Here is a 17,076-nt window from a genome sequence, read left to right on the forward strand (position 1 = left end):
TGTTAACCCTTTAGGGAGCCAACCGTAAGTCCTTTAACGAAAAACCGCTGAAAAAACGGGAAGATCACCAGCATCGGTCCACCGGCCAGCACAGCGATCGCCATCCGCGCCGAATTGTTAGGGAAACTCGCCAGATCAATGCCGAGCTGCTGCGTAAATTCCGAGTTCGTAGTCAGAAACTCAATACTGTTGAGCGTCCGAACCAGCAGGAGCTGCAACGGAACTTTATTAGGATCGTCAATGTATAACATCGCGTTGAACCATTCGTTCCAGTACGTAAATGAAATCAGGAGACCCAGCGTAGCCAGTGCTGGCGTCGACAGCGGCAAAATAATCTTGAAGAAAATGCGGAATTCCCGCGCTCCGTCAATTTTGGCTGATTCAATGATCTCAAGGGGAATTTTGGACATGAAGCCCTTCATGACCATGATGTTAAACGGTGACAGCAGGATAGGAAGAATCAGCGCCAGCAGGCTATCTTTCAGATGCAGATATTGCGTAATGAGAATGTAGGAAGGAACGAGTCCCCCGCTAAACAGCATGGTGAAAAATACATAAAATGTTGTCACCCGGTTATACCGATAATCCTGCCTTGAAATGACGTATGCGGTCATCGCAGTCAGCAGCAGCCCGGCTAATGCGCCAATCACGGTCACCATGAGCGTCACTCCGTAAGCCCGGAGCAGAATGTCGGGAGCGTCCAGCAGATAACGATAGGCATCCAGACTGAACGATTTAGGGAGAAACTGATACCCGTTTTCGGTCAGCGACTTTTCATCCGTAAGCGACACTGCTATAACGAGCAAAAAAGGCAGGACGACCACCAGTGAAAGCACCGTAAACAGCAGGTTAATGAATAGCTTGGAAAATTCGAATTTCTTGGACACTTTCTGGGCACCTCCTTACCATAAGGAATGATCGGGATTGATTCTGCGCACGATTCGGTTTGCACTCAGCACCAGCACCAGACCGACAACCGATTGATAGAAACCTGTAGCCGCAGACATACTCACATTGCCGACTTCGCGCAGCGCACGGTACACATAGGTGTCAATGATATCAGTAGAACCGTAGAGAAAGCCTGAGTTATTCGGTATAAAATAATGCAGGCCAAAGTCGCCGCGGAACATGTTGCCAATGGACAGGATCAGCATAATAATGACCAGCGGAGCCAGCAGCGGAATGGTGATTTTGAACGCCATCTGCCTTTTGGTTGCCCCGTCTATCCGCGCCGCCTCGTAATATTCGCTGTTAATACCTATGATGCCGGCAAAATAAATCAGCGTGTTGAACCCTACCACTTTCCATAATTGAACCAGGATAAGAATCACCGGCCACGGTGTAGCATTCTGATACCAACTTACCGTGTCCAGACCGAAGGATTCCAGCGTACGATTGATAAAGCCGTCAGAATGGTTCAAAAAGGCGTACGCCACGTAACCCACCAGTACCCAGGAAAGAAAGTGGGGCAGAAACAAGGCTGTCTGGTAGAACTTGCTCCACTTTGCCTTGATTTCGTTCATGAGAATCGCCAGCAGCAGCGCTGCCGAGGTGCCTACCAGAATGTAAGCGGTGTTATAAAGAACTGTATTACGGGTAATCCGCCACGCTGTGTCGGTAGTGAATAAATAACGGAAGTTATCCAGTCCTACCCACTTGCTGCCGAAGATTCCGAGATCATACCGGTAATTTTTGAAGGCGATAATCAGGCCGATCATTGGAATATAGGCAAAAATCAATTTGTACAGTAATCCCGGCAGCGAGAGTAGAAACAGCTCCCGGTTATTCCGGAAATGATGAAGCTCTCTTCCGATCCAATTCTTTTTGCGCGTTCCGGGCGGCACACCTGAATTTGCTCTTTGATCCGCTAGTGGAACCTTATTCAACATAACCAAAGCCCCTTCCTTTCCTTCCTTAGCTGCAGCTGTTTGCCTGTGTTCCAGGCTTTGCACGACTAACAATAGCGCAGAATCAAGCTTTGGCGTTACTGTACAATTGCAAGATTGCTGTAAAGAGGGACTGTATTGTTGCCAGTTTACTGTTCTGGCCGGGCGGAGTTGAAGCAGCGGGTAATAGAAAGATAATTTATAGCGGGGATCTTTTAGATTCCTTTAGTTAGCAAAAAGCCCGCTAAATGAACAGGGTTCATTTGCGGGCTGACTTAAGTATAAATTGGACAGGTTATCTGCTGCGGTCAATGGCAGATTTCAGTCGGTACTCCTTCGGTGTCGTTCCATAGCGCCGTTTGAATAAACGGTAGAAATAGCTTTCATTCCCGAACCCGACCTTTTCCATAATTTCAGTTACGGTTAAGTCCTTCTGTTCCAGGCACTCTCTGGCACTGCTCAATCGCGCTGCGTTAATCTGGTCAACAACGGTCGTTCCTTCCTGCGCTTTGAAGACTTGGCCCAGATAGACGGAGCTCATCTTGAGCATGTCGGCAATCCGCTGCACATTTAGATCTGGATCGGCATAATGCTTGTCGATAATTTCCTTCACCGTTTCTGCGAGCAGCCTGTTCTTATCTTCACGCCCGCTCTTGCGCTGCCCTGTGACCTCGCGTACAACCTCCAGAAGTACACCCTCAATCTCATCCAGTGTCTCCTTTTCAAGAATACGCCGATTAATGGCCTGCAGGTTGTAAGGCACCGGATTGACGTTACGATTGTTCATCTCGCCAAGCGTATTGCTTAATGTAACCGCAAGATGAAGTACCGCAGAGAACATATTTTCGAAACTGAAGCCGCCGAGCAGCTCTCTCCATTTGCGGATCGCTTGCTCCGTCTCCGCCAGATCCCCACCCTTCAGTCCTTCCGTCAGCTGCCTTTCCAGCTCCTGCGGAATGCGCAGGGATTCATTCTCCTCATTCTCCCGAAGCATTTCAGGTTCAAGCACCACTCCCTTGCCGAAAATCATCCGGTAATTGGAGTGGCGAATGGCTAGATTGTAATGCTCCGATATGCACCGGTAATCTGTGAACAATTCGCTAAGCGTAACCGTAAAGGTAATATGGTAATAGTCAAAAATAGTCTGCTGAAGCGCTCTAAAGCGCTCATCCAGCTTCGTAAGTGTCCCTGCTTCACTTCCGACGATAAAGACAAGATGGCCGCTTTTCATGTCCGCCGCTTCGCAGGACCCTTCAAGCCGCAACAGCTCCTGACCGATATTGGCAATGGCAAAGTAAAGCAGGGATTCCATCGGCAGCCCCGGATCTGCCGCAAGTCCCTGCAGATTGTCGATCTGCACCAAGGCTAGTCGCAGAGGCGACGGAAAAGCGATGTCAATTCCGTGCTGCTTTCTGATCTGCAGGAATACCTGTTCATCAATACTGCCGCTTGACCCGATCAGACTCCGCAGCTGGTAAAGCTTAGCGATATTCGACTGCGATGCCCGTTCCAGCTCCAGACCCTTCAGCTTGCTGATCATCTCAGTTACGTTGGCCGCAATCAGCGACAGCTCATCCTTCGCCTGCGGGGCGCCGCGTACACCCTGCGGCACCAGCGTCAGCAGCTGGCCCACCGGCTTATACAGCCGCAATGCAAAGAATACGGACAGCAGGATAGCGAGCAGGACTACAGACAGCGTGACCGCTACCTCCGTCCATTTCATCTGCCGGACGCTGCCCAGCACAACATCGTAGTCCTGCATACTGACGATCTGCCAGTTATTCATCGCTTTGCTCAGATAAGTGACCTTATATTTCCTTTCTCCATTCGTATAGTTAAAAGAATTAAGAACCGTATCCGAGGAGGAAATCCGCGGCAGCAAATCCGCCTTGATGTTAAGCCCGTCAGGCAGCTGCCCGTTGGTAGAAATAAGCACCTCGCCTTCGCTGTCCGTGATAAAGAGCACATCATTTTCCCGTTCCGCTACATGATTAAGCGCTTTCATGTTATCCAGCATCCAACCCGGCTTCACCGTTAAAATCAGCACATTGTCATTGATAGAACCAAGAGACTCCCCGTCATAAATGAATGTAGCAAACACATCAATCCCCCCGTCCTTTCCGTCAAGGTCCAGCGGAATCAGCTGCAGCTTCGGCAGATCAGCCCGGGAGTTCATGTATTTCTTCAAGGAATCGTAAAGAAGACTATTGTTAATTTCATGATTCAGCGAGGAGAAGAACCGGTGCTGGGCACCGTTGTAAAAGACAGCTGCATGCAAATACGGGGAAGCCGCCACTGTATGGTTTAGGCGCTCGATCTTGAGAATGCTCTGTTTGTAATCTGCGCCGGACTTCAGCGCGAGCAGCTCTTCATCATTATAAAGAGATACTGCCAGATCCTTAACGATACCATTCATATTCTCTATATTGTAGTTAATTTGGGTAAGCAGCTTCCGGTCGGCTTCGTTCTGCAGGCTAAGTACCTTGCCGCGGGCGCTCGAGTTCACAACCAGCGAAGCGACCGCCAGAACGGCGACAACAAGCATAAAGCTGAGCAAAATCCGCTGTAGATATTTGCGCGAACGGATTGTCTGCAGTACATTCATGTGTCCTCACTCCCTGATTTTAGGGTGACCTTAATATAATCCCGCCTTGTTTTGCTTGTCAATCCGTGTTTTCGCGGGCCGCCTCCCGCGAATCCTCTGTATCCGACAGCTTATCCAGCTCTGCGTGGAACAAATCCCGCAGAAGTATGCGTGCTATAACCCTATGTCCTGATACATCCGGATGGATACCGTCGCCATATCTATACGAGGCATTAACCGACCTCTCATGCCGGATATGCTCCAGCAGCGGTGTGCGCAGATCGATGACACCATCAGCGGGACAGCCCCCGCTTAGCAGCCAGTCCGCATAACGCTCCAGCACATGATCGTAATCTCTGTAGGGCACCAAATAGCTGAAATCATCCGCTTCCGCCGGCTGCAGCGTACCGTTCATTGACGGGGCGTCGAATGGCGGCGGTGTCATCAGCACGGCTTTGGCCCCTGCTTCCCGAATTTGTGTGCTCAGCCGCAGCATCCCCGCCTGATAGGCTGCAAAACGTTCTTCCGAAAAGGGATGATAAATCCCGTCATTCATCCCGTAGCAGGCTACGACCACACTGGGAGAGGCTTCCTTAAGCTCTCTTGACAGCCGGTTATGTACACAGGGCCGTGGAAAAGGATGAGTGGCTTCGCTAAGTCCCGAAGCCGTCTCGCTGGGAACACCGCAAGGGACCAGTTCTACCGTCCAATCCGGACGGTGCACCTGCAGCCACTCCCTAGTTAAGCGGATATATAGACCGTCAGCCGTAATGCTGTCCCCTAGAAATAGAATCTGGGAATCTGCGGAATCTTTTGTTACCTTGTCAGTAAATAGATGCAACATATTTATCCCTCCTGACCATCGCGCAGATCTCCCGCTTGGCCGAAGCCAGGCGATGCCCCGCATTCTAATGGTAGCGCCGGCTGTCCTTTTCCGCCTTGACGATTTCGACCTTCTTTAGCATAATATGGCCATGACAACCAAAATATTTGCACAGGACATCGGACTTGAACCCGGTTTCACTTTTAGAATCCAGAAATGTCCGCTGACCCATGATTACTATGTCCACAGCCATGATTTCTCCGAGCTGGTCGTCATTCTGTCGGGAAACGCCGTGCATATCATTGAGGGGAGAGAGTATCCAGTCACTGCCGGCCAGGTTTTTCTGATCCACAGCGATGTTTCCCATGGTTACAAGGATGTCGACGGCATCGAATACTTTAATGTGATGTTCCAGCCTGAGCAGCTGCTGCATCAGTCCGAGCTCAGACTGATGCCGGGCTTTCAGGAATTATTTTACATTGAACCTTTTTACCGAAAGGAAATGTATTTCAAAGGTATGCTCTCCCTTGAAGCAGAACAACTCTTGGAGGCCACACGGCTGCTGGATAATATCCTCGAAGAGCATGACCGGCAGCCTGAAGGGTACAGGCTGATGAGCCGCACCTATTTTACTGCTTTGGTAGGCATGCTATCACGCTATTACCAAACCAGCAGCAAACACGAGGATAACAAGGCGCTGCGGATCGGTGAGACAGTCACCTATATCGAAGAGCATTTTCTACAGCCAATCACCTTGCAATCCATGGCGGATATGGCTTATATGTCAACCCGCCAGTTTCTGAGAGTCTTCACCCGCAATTATCAGACCACTCCTATGGACTATGTCATCCGTAAGCGGCTGGACTATTCCTGCACGCTGCTGCGCAGCCCCGGACTCACGATTTCCCAGGTGGCCATGGACAGCGGCTTTCATGACCAGAACTATTACTCCCGCCAGTTCCGCAAAGTATTTAACTGTACACCCAGCGAATACCGAGAGAGAAATCAGGAATCCTGCCGGACCCCAAGGAACTCCTAGAGCTCCAGCGTATCGTTCACGGCAGTAGCATCTTCCTTTTGACGCAGCCGCCGCCGGTACGCTCCGGGCGTTACGCCGAATCTTGTGCTGAACAAACGTGTCATGTAGTTTGGATCGTGAATGCCCACCCGTTCGGCGATTTCGGAGATGCCCAGCACCGTACCGCTTAGCAGTTTCTTGGCTTCTTCCAGGCGCCGCTGCAGCACGTACTGTAGCGGTGTGGTTCCGATATGCTGTTTCATGCACCTCGTAATATAATCCGCCTGGAAGTGCAGCTCCTCCTCGAGTGCGGCAAGGTTAAATGGCTGTCTCCATTGAATATCTAGATAGGCAGCGGCTGCCCGGGCCAGCCGGACCGCCGGCTCCGGCAGGGTCGTCCGCGCACATTCCTCTTGTAGTGCCGCCAGCAGCCCAGCCAGTAGCAGATGAAGCTGGAGTGCGTTCTCAGCATTCAGCCGGCTATGGATCTCGTTCATCTCATGCAAGATCGGCTCCAATGCTTCTACGTCAACAGTGGCGTACTTAGGCATGTATAGACGCTGTTGTACAGAGGGCTCCTCATCCTCTACCGTTCCTTTGGCCAGCAGAGACGACCATGGAATGTCCTCCCGCCGGATATGAGCTGGCTTACATCCATGGATGAAGTGCACCCAGTAAATCTCCGTATCCTCCCCGCAGGCCCGATACCCATCATGCAGCAGCCCTGCCTCCAGCACCAGCAGTTTTCCCGGACCCACTGCATAATCCTTGCCCTCTTCAGTCATATAGAGTGTTCCCCGTTTGACCAGCAGCAGATCATACACGCCGAAGGTGCGGGCGAAATGCCGGTCTCCCGGCGACCAGACGGCATGTCCCACCGTGACAAATTGCGGCAGCGGAGGTATCGCGAATTCCAGGCACAGCACCATATATCTCTCCTGTCAAAGTCGATTTTATGCTATTCCAAGTCTATATTATCACTGGCTGCTCCGACAGAAAAGAGTTACATTGACTGGGAACCCGCTTTTCATCCAATTAGATAAGGGGCTGTATATCCATGCGCTTTCGTCAGGTTCACCTTGATTTCCATACTTCTGAAGCCATTCCCGGCATAGCCAATGAATTCTCCAAATCTCAGTTTCAGTCCATGCTGCGTGCCGGTCATGTAGACTCTATCACTGTGTTCTCCAAATGCCATCACGGGTGGGCTTATCATCCCAGCGAAGCCAATGAAATCCATCCGCAGCTCTCTTTTGATCTGCTGGGGGAGATGATCACCGCAGCTCATGATATCGGAGTACTGACGCCGGTATATTTGTCGGCTGGTCTTGACGAGAAGCTTGCTCGCCGGCATCCCGAGTGGCTGATCCGCGATGCAGAGGACCGCACACGCTGGGTGAAGGACTTTATGACACCGGGTTACCATGAATTTTGCCTTAACACGCCTTATCTGGACATTTTACTGGGGCAAATCCATGAAGTGGTCTCCCGGTATGACACCGACGGTATCTTTCTTGATATCGTCGGCGTCCGTAAATGCCGCTGCCAGTATTGCGTTGACGCACTTCGTGCCTCAGGCCTGGACCCCCGCGACGAGGCTTCAGTCATTGCCTTGGGCGAGCAGACTTATCTGAATTATGCACGCCGTGTCCGGGAGACAATCGATGCTGTGAAGCCTGGTCTACCGGTCTATCACAACAACGGTCATCAGCAGCGGGGCCGCCGGGATCTCGTGCAGGTCAATAGCCATCTCGAGCTCGAGTCGCTCCCTACCGGAGGCTGGGGCTACGATCACTTCCCTTTGTCAGCACGGTACGCCCAGACGCTGGGCATGGAATTTCTCGGTATGACCGGCAAATTCCATACCTCCTGGGGTGAATTCGGCGGATACAAGCATCCGAATGCGCTGCGGTTTGAAGCAGCGCTCAGTCTGGCCCACGGTGCCAAATGCTCCATTGGTGATCAGCTTCATCCTTCAGGCTTAATGGATGAAGCGACCTATGCCCTGATCGGCTCTGCCTACGCTGAGGTGGAGGCGAAAGAGCAGTGGTGCAGTGGAGTTGAGTCCGTTGCAGACATTGCCGTCTTGTCCCTAGAGGCGGCACGTGAGGCCTGCCCCGACGGGCAGGCACTGAGAGGAGCGCGCAATCTGGCCGACGCGGGTGCGGTACGCATGCTTACCGAAGGCCATTATCTGTTCGACATCGTAGATACCTTCAGCGATTTTTCCGCTTATAAGGTACTGATACTTCCGGATGAGGTACCGGTATGGCCGGAGTTAGCCACCGTTATTGAAATCTTCACAGCTGGAGGAGGTAAAGTGCTCGCCACCGGGCGTTCAGGTCTGAATACAGCAGGCGATGCGTTTGCACTGAACCTGGGTATCAACTGGCTGGGAACCAATCCTTACCGGCCAGCTTATTTCTATCCACATTTCACCCCGGGGGCTCTGCTGCCAGCCTCCTACGTAATGTACGGTGAAGGTCAGCTTGTGGAATTGCATGACGGACAATCACTGGGTAATCTGGAGAATCCATATTTCAACCGCGATGTATTCACCTTTTGTTCACATCAACACACACCTGGTACCAGGGAAGACAATGGACCAGGCATGGTCGAAAGCAGCCATGGAATCTATATCGCTTGGGATGTGTTCAGCGAATATGCGGAAGCAGGCCATCTTATCCTGAAAGAGATGGTGCTTCATGCGCTATCACGGCTGCTCCCCCAGCCTGCCCTGCGCACCAATCTGCCGGCCCGGGGAATAGCGACCCTGCAGTATCAGCAGGCGGAGCAGCGCTATGTGAACCATCTGCTTTATGCCTCCCCCGTGCTAAAAGGACGCATTGAAGTTATCGAAGACCTCGTGCCGCTACGGGACATTTCTGTCAGCCTGCGTCTTCTATCTTCTGCTCCTGTCCAGCGGGTCTATCTGGCCCCGTCAATGACAGCTCTGCCGTTTACGGTAGGCCAGGATGAAATTTCTTATATAATTCCTTGCTTGGAGAATCACCAGATGGTAGTAATAGAGCTGGCACAGGAGAAATTTCCAGTAGAGTAAATTCGCTCAATCAAACAGAATCAGGGAGGTCCAGCAACCTATCATGGCTTCTATAACCTCCCTTTTCTTATTGCAATGTCCCCTTCAAAACATAGTCCCTTAGCCGATCCTCTCCGATTCAGATATAAAAAAATCAACCCATCGCTGATGAGTTGATCCATAACTATTTTTTAAACAAAGTTGCTCATAGAAGATCTCAAGCTTAAGCCATTTGCTGTACCAGTCCTCCCAGTGCACCAAAGACCATATTCTTCGTCATAGTTGTGCTGTGTTACTGCGCTTCTTTCCAATGGCGTCAGTATGAAAAAAGTTCAGGAATCTCCTTAAGTTCAATTCAAAAATCAACATAGCAGAAACCATGAATAAAACAATAAAGATATAATATATTTCAGCAAAGAAAAAGAGTTTATAAGATCGCTTAGTAAGCAATCTTATAAACTCCTTTAGGATGGACTCTCAGGGGCTCGAACCCTGGACAAATAGATTAAGAGTCTACTGCTCTACCAACTGAGCTAAGAGTCCACAATATAATGATTTATCTTATAGAACTTGAAAAGCAAAAGCTCTTAGCATAACGCATAAGAGCTTCGCTTGCTAATTGATACCGGTGAGAGGACTCGAACCTCCACGGTTTCCCTCTCGATTTTGAGTCGAGCGCGTCTGCCATTCCGCCACACCGGCAAATTATTGAGTTAAAAGATGGCGCGCCCTGAGAGATTCGAACTCCCGGCCTTTTGATTCGTAGTCAAACGCTCTATCCAGCTGAGCTAAGGGCGCAAAATTTATATGGAGCGGACGACGGGAATCGAACCCGCGACCCTCGCCTTGGCAAGGCGATGCTCTACCGCTGAGCCACGTCCGCATACGGTATGTATTGATGTCCGACTCACTAAAGAAGTGAGCCATGAAGGACTCGAACCTTCGACACCCTGATTAAAAGTCAGGTGCTCTACCAACTGAGCTAATGGCTCATAAAGCAAGAAAAATGGCGGAACCGACGAGATTCGAACTCGCGATCTCCTGCGTGACAGGCAGGCATGTTAGGCCAACTACACCACGGTTCCAAAAGATATAATTGCTTGATGAAAATTGGTTGCGGGGGCAGGATTTGAACCTGCGGCCTTCGGGTTATGAGCCCGACGAGCTACCGGGCTGCTCCACCCCGCGTCATTAAAAAATATTCAACTATCCATTACAATAAGAAAGCTTCATGGTGGAGGCTGAGGGGATCGAACCCCCGACCCTCTGCTTGTAAGGCAGATGCTCTCCCAGCTGAGCTAAGCCTCCATGTAAAGAAGCAACTCAATTATCATAACACAATCTAACCAGTAATGCAACATTTTATTTCAGAAGAACAATAACGTTTTAAAGAAATTGGTGACCCGTATGGGATTCGAACCCATGTTACCTCCGTGAAAGGGAGGTGTCTTAACCCCTTGACCAACGGGCCTTATTGAAAACAAAATGTTTTGACAACAAAAAAGATTATATCATGTATTTCGAAGTATAGCAATACATAAATTAAAATACTTTCACTTCTATTCTAAGCAGGCATTAAAGTAATGCCTAGCTTGAGTGATATAAGCTCCACGACTTCAAGAACAGTCCGGTTATTCGTGTCTAAATGCTCTCGGAATACGTCCTGGTTCAGTCCTGTGATGCATCTGTCGATCTGTTGAACGGCCCATGAGTCCTTCTCCTCACCTCTACTAGTCAATCGCTTAAGCAGCGTCTCTCGTGAGGCACATAAAGTGAAATGATGAACCTCTATTCCTTCATTCATTAGCTTCCCCACAATCTCTATCCAATAATCTGGGTTGACTATAGTCATAGGTACGATAATCGTCCCACTATATTCGCTAACTATGTATTTTAACATGGAATGATTAATTTCACGCCAAAGGTGATAGTCCTGAAAGTCACTTATTGTCATCACATCAGGAATGTTTGCTCTTATGTAATACCCAACATTCTCTGGATCGTATACAAAGGAATTAGGAAGCCTGCGATGTAATTGATATGCAGTTTCTGTCTTCCCCGCACCAAAAGCTCCATTGATCCATATAATCAAGATGATTCTCCCCCATAAATAATCTATATTTTGAGTGGCCAAGACTAGTCTCATTAAGACTCTATTAATCACAATATCATAAGAATCCTTTCATGTAATAATGTATTTAATAGATTTAGTTCTTTTTGTTTTCTTTAAACCCTTACATGCAGGTTCTCTGTATAACAAAAAGACCACTGTCGATTACTCAACAGTGGTCTCGCGTGCTTGGCAACGTCCTACTCTCCCAGGACCCTTCGGTCCAAGTACCATCGGCGCTGGAGGGCTTAACGGTCGTGTTCGGGATGGGTACGCGTGGAACCCCTCCGCTATCGCCACCAAACGGGCATTTGCGGTACAAATGCATTATTCAGGTCTCAGCATCGCCAAATGCTGAAAACAAATTCATCATCATACGGTCACTAGTACCATATGGGTTAGAACTTGATTCCTGAAAACTGAATCCGAATTGAATTTGCGTTCGCCCTTCTTACGGGGCCCCCGGAAAGTACTAGGAATTAGCTTCGCAGCTTCTTCTTCACTTTTTGGGGTATTTTTAGGATAAGCCCTCGACCGATTAGTATTGGTCAGCTCCATGCATTACTGCACTTCCACCTCCAACCTATCTACCTCGTCGTCTTCAAGGGGTCTTACTAATTGGGAAATCTCATCTTGAGGGGGGCTTCACGCTTAGATGCTTTCAGCGCTTATCCCGTCCGTACGTAGCTACCCAGCCATGCTTCTGGCGAAACAACTGGTGCACCAGCGGTACGTCCATCCCGGTCCTCTCGTACTAAGGACAGCTCCTCTCAAATTTCCTGCGCCCACGACAGATAGGGACCGAACTGTCTCACGACGTTCTGAACCCAGCTCGCGTACCGCTTTAATGGGCGAACAGCCCAACCCTTGGGACCTACTTCAGCCCCAGGATGCGATGAGCCGACATCGAGGTGCCAAACCTCCCCGTCGATGTGGACTCTTGGGGGAGATAAGCCTGTTATCCCCAGGGTAGCTTTTATCCGTTGAGCGATGGCCCTTCCATGCGGTACCACCGGATCACTAAGTCCGACTTTCGTCCCTGCTCGACTTGTAGGTCTCGCAGTCAAGCTCCCTTATGCCTTTGCACTCTTCGAATGATTTCCAACCATTCTGAGGGAACCTTGGAACGCCTCCGTTACTCTTTAGGAGGCGACCGCCCCAGTCAAACTGCCCGCCTGACACGGTCCCCGTACCCGATTAGGGCACTAGGTTAGAACCTAGATACGATCAGGGTGGTATCCCAACGGCGCCTCCACCGAAGCTTGCGCTCCGATTTCTACGGCTCCCACCTATCCTGTACAGATCGTACCCAAATTCAATATCAAGCTGCAGTAAAGCTCCATGGGGTCTTTCCGTCTTGTCGCGGGTAACCTGCATCTTCACAGGTATTAAAATTTCACCGGATCTCTCGTTGAGACAGCGCCCAAGTCGTTACGCCATTCGTGCGGGTCAGAATTTACCTGACAAGGAATTTCGCTACCTTAGGACCGTTATAGTTACGGCCGCCGTTTACTGGGGCTTCGGTTCATAGCTTCGGGTTACCCCTAACCACTCCCCTTAACCTTCCAGCACCGGGCAGGCGTCAGCCCGTATACTTCGCCTTGCGGCTTCGCACAGACCTGTGTTTTTGCTAAACAGTCGCTTGGGCCTTTTCACTGCGGCCCCCTCGTGCTATTCACACTACCGGGGCACCCCTTCTCCCGAAGTTACGGGGTCATTTTGCCGAGTTCCTTAACGAGAGTTCTTCCGCGCGCCTTAGAATTCTCTTCTCGCCTACCTGTGTCGGTTTGCGGTACGGGCACCTTCTCCTGGCTAGAGGCTTTTCTTGGCAGTGTGAGATCATGACCTTCGCTACTACAATTTTCGCTCCCCATCACAGCCCAGCCTTAACGATGTGCGGATTTGCCTACACATCAGCCTCACTGCTTAGACGGACATATCCATCAGTCCGCGTCACTACCCTCCTGCGTCACCCCATCGCTCATAGCGGATTACGGTGGTACAGTAATTTCAAACTGTTGTCCTTCGACTACGCCTTTCGGCCTCGCCTTAGGTCCCGACTTACCCTGAGCGGACGAGCCTTCCTCAGGAAACCTTGGGCTTTCGGCGGATCAGATTCTCACTGATCTTTTCGTTACTCATACCGGCATTCTCACTTGTATGCTGTCCAGCGCTCCTTACGGTACACCTTCAACCCACATACAACGCTCCCCTACCCCAGATACATACGTATCTAGCCATAGCTTCGGTGGTGTGTTTAGCCCCGTTACATTTTCGGCGCAGAGTCACTCGACCAGTGAGCTATTACGCACTCTTTCAATGGTGGCTGCTTCTAAGCCAACATCCTGGTTGTCTGTGCAACTCCACATCCTTTCCCACTTAACACACACTTGGGGACCTTAGCTGATGGTCTGGGCTGTTTCCCTTTTGACAATGGATCTTAGCACTCACTGTCTGACTCCCGGCAATAAGTATATGGCATTCGGAGTTTGACTGAGCTTGGTAATCCTTGCGGACCCCGCACCCAATCAGTGCTCTACCTCCACTACTCTTATACCGAGGCTAGCCCTAAAGCTATTTCGGGGAGAACCAGCTATCTCCGAGTTCGATTGGAATTTCTCCGCTACCCCCACCTCATCCCCGCACTTTTCAACGTGCGTGGGTTCGGGCCTCCAGTGCGTGTTACCGCACCTTCACCCTGGACAGGGGTAGATCACACGGTTTCGGGTCTACGTCCACATACTGAGTCGCCCTATTCAGACTCGCTTTCGCTGCGGCTCCGTCTTCTCGACTTAACCTTGCATGTTAAACGTAACTCGCCGGTTCATTCTACAAAAGGCACGCCATCACCCATAGATAGGGCTCTGACTTTTTGTAAGCACACGGTTTCAGGTTCTATTTCACTCCCCTTCCGGGGTGCTTTTCACCTTTCCCTCACGGTACTGTTTCACTATCGGTCGCCAGGTAGTATTTAGCCTTAGCAGATGGTCCTGCTGGATTCATACGGGGTTTCACGTGCCCCGCACTACTCGGGATCCGTCTCGGAGAGAACACAGTTTAGGTTACAGGGCTTTTACCTCTATCGCGGGCCTTTCCAGACCTCTTCACCTACCATATTCCTTTGTAACTCCATGTGAGACGTCCCACAACCCCTAAGAGCAAGCTCTTAGGTTTAGGCTGTTCCGCGTTCGCTCGCCGCTACTGACGGAATCACTATTGTTTTCTCTTCCTCAGGGTACTTAGATGTTTCAGTTCCCCTGGTCTGCCTCTACACACCCTATGTATTCAGGTATGAGTAACTGCGAATTACCACAGCTGGGTTTCCCCATTCGGACACCCCCGGATCAAAGCTTGCTTACAGCTCCCCGAGGCAGTTTCGTTGTTCGCCACGTCCTTCGTCGGCTCCTGGCGCCTAGGCATCCTCCGTGTGCTCTTATTAGCTTAACCATGATTTTTCCGCAGGAAAATATCATACGATATCTCTCTTGGAATCATCTCACTAATAACATTTACTTGTTTGCACAAGTTGCTAAAAGATGTTCTAAAACGCAAATTCGTTTCGGTATCCAGTTTTCAAGGATCAAGTCTTACTTGAGAGCTTAAACTCTCAAAACTGAGCAACGAGTGAGTAACAGGCCTAAACCTGAGTTTTGGAAGTTTAACTTCCGATTTGAATGTCTTCATTGCAGAAGACAATTCTCCATAGAAAGGAGGTGATCCAGCCGCACCTTCCGATACGGCTACCTTGTTACGACTTCACCCCAATCATCTACCCCACCTTCGGCGGCTGGCTCCCTTGCGGGTTACCCCACCGACTTCGGGTGTTGTAAACTCTCGTGGTGTGACGGGCGGTGTGTACAAGACCCGGGAACGTATTCACCGCGGCATGCTGATCCGCGATTACTAGCAATTCCGACTTCATGCAGGCGAGTTGCAGCCTGCAATCCGAACTGAGACCGGCTTTGATGGGATTGGCTCCACCTCGCGGCTTCGCTTCCCGTTGTACCGGCCATTGTAGTACGTGTGTAGCCCAGGTCATAAGGGGCATGATGATTTGACGTCATCCCCACCTTCCTCCGGTTTGTCACCGGCAGTCACTCTAGAGTGCCCAACATTACTTGCTGGCAACTAAAGTTAAGGGTTGCGCTCGTTGCGGGACTTAACCCAACATCTCACGACACGAGCTGACGACAACCATGCACCACCTGTCTCCTCTGTCCCGAAGGCCGCTGCTATCTCTAGCAGATTCAGAGGGATGTCAAGACCTGGTAAGGTTCTTCGCGTTGCTTCGAATTAAACCACATACTCCACTGCTTGTGCGGGTCCCCGTCAATTCCTTTGAGTTTCAGTCTTGCGACCGTACTCCCCAGGCGGAGTGCTTACTGTGTTAACTTCGGCACCAAGGGTATCGAAACCCCTAACACCTAGCACTCATCGTTTACGGCGTGGACTACCAGGGTATCTAATCCTGTTTGCTCCCCACGCTTTCGCGCCTCAGCGTCAGTTACAGCCCAGAAAGTCGCCTTCGCCACTGGTGTTCCTCCACATATCTACGCATTTCACCGCTACACGTGGAATTCCACTTTCCTCTTCTGTACTCAAGTCACCCAGTTTCCAGTGCGACCTTAGGTTGAGCCCAAGGTTTAAACACCAGACTTAAATGACCGCCTGCGCGCGCTTTACGCCCAATAATTCCGGACAACGCTTGCCCCCTACGTATTACCGCGGCTGCTGGCACGTAGTTAGCCGGGGCTTTCTTCTCAGGTACCGTCACTCCGGTAGCAGTTACTCTACCGGACGTTCTTCCCTGGCAACAGAGCTTTACGATCCGAAAACCTTCATCACTCACGCGGCGTTGCTCCGTCAGGCTTTCGCCCATTGCGGAAGATTCCCTACTGCTGCCTCCCGTAGGAGTCTGGGCCGTGTCTCAGTCCCAGTGTGGCCGTTCACCCTCTCAGGTCGGCTACGCATCGTCGCCTTGGTGGGCCGTTACCCCACCAACTAGCTAATGCGCCGCAGGCCCATCCCTCAGCGACAGATTGCTCCGTCTTTCATTCTTTCTTCAGGAGAAAAAAGAAATTATCCGGTATTAGCTACCGTTTCCGGTAGTTATCCCAGTCTAAGGGGCAGGTTGCCTACGTGTTACTCACCCGTCCGCCGCTAAGTTATTTTGAAAGCAAGCTTTCAAAATAACTCCGCTCGACTTGCATGTATTAGGCACGCCGCCAGCGTTCGTCCTGAGCCAGGATCAAACTCTCCAATTAGTATTGAAAAGAGCGATATGCTCATTTTGAAACATCTGACGAGAAAATTAATTCTCACGATGAAATTTCAAAAGCGTAAAATACGCTGTGAAACTCATCAGTTTTGGATTTCACTTTCATGATTTCCTACTCACTCGTTGTTCAGTTTTCAAAGATCAAGTTCTCGTTGGCGCCGTTTAATGTCTCAGCAGCAACTCTTATAATATATCATGCTTTCCGATGAATTGCAATACTTTTTTTTCAAAGTCTTGTGTAATCTCATCTGGATTAACATTCACCAATCGAAAGTTTATATCTCCTCTTTGCGACTGGATTTATAATGTAACATATAACCCACTCTAAAAACAACCC

General features: G+C 50.2%; 9 protein-coding genes, 9 tRNA genes and 3 rRNA genes. 2 read left to right on the plus strand and 19 right to left on the minus strand.

The features are described from left to right. Positions 1-2: 2 nt before the first annotated feature. The 5 genes from R50345_RS23370 to R50345_RS32245 all read right to left on the minus strand — a co-directional run bounded on the left by R50345_RS23370 (position 3) and on the right by R50345_RS32245 (position 5,451). Complete coding sequence (locus R50345_RS23370; protein ID WP_042130532.1) at positions 3-887, minus strand: carbohydrate ABC transporter permease; 885 nt, start codon at positions 885-887, stop codon at positions 3-5. Between the two features lie 15 nt (positions 888-902). Further along, complete coding sequence (locus tag R50345_RS23375) at positions 903-1,889, minus strand: ABC transporter permease (protein ID WP_042130533.1); 987 nt, start codon at positions 1,887-1,889, stop codon at positions 903-905. 292 nt (positions 1,890-2,181) lie between these two features. Continuing rightward, on the minus strand, positions 2,182-4,491 hold the full coding sequence (locus R50345_RS23380) for a helix-turn-helix domain-containing protein (RefSeq protein ID WP_042130535.1): 2,310 nt from the start codon (positions 4,489-4,491) through the stop codon (positions 2,182-2,184). A gap of 58 nt (positions 4,492-4,549) precedes the next feature. Further along, positions 4,550-5,314: an SGNH/GDSL hydrolase family protein gene (locus R50345_RS23385; RefSeq protein ID WP_052414706.1), complete on the minus strand. Its 765-nt coding sequence runs from the start codon at positions 5,312-5,314 to the stop codon at positions 4,550-4,552. 2 nt (positions 5,315-5,316) lie between these two features. Beyond that, on the minus strand, positions 5,317-5,451 hold the full coding sequence (locus R50345_RS32245; RefSeq protein WP_269321971.1) for a hypothetical protein: 135 nt from the start codon (positions 5,449-5,451) through the stop codon (positions 5,317-5,319). Between R50345_RS32245 and R50345_RS23390 the strand changes: the two genes are divergently transcribed. After that, positions 5,439-6,332, plus strand: coding sequence for a helix-turn-helix domain-containing protein (locus R50345_RS23390; protein ID WP_081954165.1), 894 nt, complete (start codon positions 5,439-5,441; stop codon positions 6,330-6,332). The genes R50345_RS32245 and R50345_RS23390 overlap by 13 nt on opposite strands. Here R50345_RS23390 and R50345_RS23395 read toward each other — a convergent pair. Further along, complete coding sequence (locus R50345_RS23395) at positions 6,329-7,240, minus strand: AraC family transcriptional regulator (protein WP_231573904.1); 912 nt, start codon at positions 7,238-7,240, stop codon at positions 6,329-6,331. The two genes, R50345_RS23390 and R50345_RS23395, sit on opposite strands and share 4 nt — an antisense overlap. Positions 7,241-7,368: 128 nt before the next feature. Between R50345_RS23395 and R50345_RS23400 the strand changes: the two genes are divergently transcribed. Then, positions 7,369-9,372, plus strand: coding sequence for an alpha-amylase family protein (locus tag R50345_RS23400; protein WP_042130537.1), 2,004 nt, complete (start codon positions 7,369-7,371; stop codon positions 9,370-9,372). A gap of 449 nt (positions 9,373-9,821) precedes the next feature. On the opposite strand, the gene R50345_RS23410 is transcribed toward R50345_RS23400, so the two are convergent. The 13 genes from R50345_RS23410 to R50345_RS23470 form a co-directional block, all read right to left on the minus strand. Continuing rightward, positions 9,822-9,894 (minus strand) — tRNA-Lys (locus R50345_RS23410). An 80-nt stretch (positions 9,895-9,974) separates the two neighbouring features. Then, positions 9,975-10,053: transfer RNA gene (locus R50345_RS23415), tRNA-Leu, on the minus strand. Positions 10,054-10,072: 19 nt separating this feature from the next. Continuing rightward, a tRNA-Arg gene (locus tag R50345_RS23420) sits at positions 10,073-10,149 on the minus strand. Positions 10,150-10,159: 10 nt separating this feature from the next. Beyond that, a tRNA-Gly gene (locus R50345_RS23425) sits at positions 10,160-10,234 on the minus strand. A 36-nt stretch (positions 10,235-10,270) separates the two neighbouring features. After that, positions 10,271-10,343, minus strand: a tRNA-Lys gene (locus R50345_RS23430). A gap of 15 nt (positions 10,344-10,358) precedes the next feature. Next, positions 10,359-10,436: transfer RNA gene (locus R50345_RS23435), tRNA-Asp, on the minus strand. A gap of 26 nt (positions 10,437-10,462) precedes the next feature. After that, positions 10,463-10,539, minus strand: a tRNA-Met gene (locus R50345_RS23440). A 44-nt stretch (positions 10,540-10,583) separates the two neighbouring features. Further along, positions 10,584-10,659: transfer RNA gene (locus R50345_RS23445), tRNA-Val, on the minus strand. A gap of 88 nt (positions 10,660-10,747) precedes the next feature. Continuing rightward, positions 10,748-10,822, minus strand: a tRNA-Glu gene (locus R50345_RS23450). 93 nt (positions 10,823-10,915) lie between these two features. Then, entirely contained in the window at positions 10,916-11,443 is a 528-nt protein-coding gene (locus R50345_RS23455) for an AAA family ATPase (protein WP_042130542.1), read from the minus strand. Positions 11,444-11,648: 205 nt separating this feature from the next. Further along, positions 11,649-11,765 (minus strand): 5S ribosomal RNA (gene rrf / locus R50345_RS23460). Between the two features lie 214 nt (positions 11,766-11,979). After that, positions 11,980-14,908, minus strand: a 23S ribosomal RNA gene (locus R50345_RS23465). A gap of 259 nt (positions 14,909-15,167) precedes the next feature. Further along, a 16S ribosomal RNA gene (locus R50345_RS23470) occupies positions 15,168-16,725 on the minus strand. Together the 16S, 23S and 5S rRNA genes form the textbook arrangement of a ribosomal RNA operon. Positions 16,726-17,076: the final 351 nt, after the last annotated feature.

Origin of the sequence: Paenibacillus sp. FSL R5-0345 (assembly GCF_000758585.1) — a bacterium.
Lineage (GTDB): Bacteria > Bacillota > Bacilli > Paenibacillales > Paenibacillaceae > Paenibacillus_AQ.

What these genes read in the sequence shown, in the direction of transcription:
- R50345_RS23375 (WP_042130533.1), bottom strand. Translation starts at nt 1,889, where the DNA reads ATGTTGAATAAGGTTCCACTAGCGGATCAAAGAGCAAATTCAGGTGTG.
- R50345_RS23380 (WP_042130535.1), bottom strand. Translation starts at nt 4,491, where the DNA reads ATGAATGTACTGCAGACAATCCGTTCGCGCAAATATCTACAGCGGATT.
- R50345_RS23385 (WP_052414706.1), bottom strand. Translation starts at nt 5,314, where the DNA reads ATGTTGCATCTATTTACTGACAAGGTAACAAAAGATTCCGCAGATTCC.
- R50345_RS23390 (WP_081954165.1), top strand. Translation starts at nt 5,439, where the DNA reads ATGGCCATGACAACCAAAATATTTGCACAGGACATCGGACTTGAACCC.
- R50345_RS23395 (WP_231573904.1), bottom strand. Translation starts at nt 7,240, where the DNA reads ATGGTGCTGTGCCTGGAATTCGCGATACCTCCGCTGCCGCAATTTGTC.
- R50345_RS23400 (WP_042130537.1), top strand. Translation starts at nt 7,369, where the DNA reads ATGCGCTTTCGTCAGGTTCACCTTGATTTCCATACTTCTGAAGCCATT.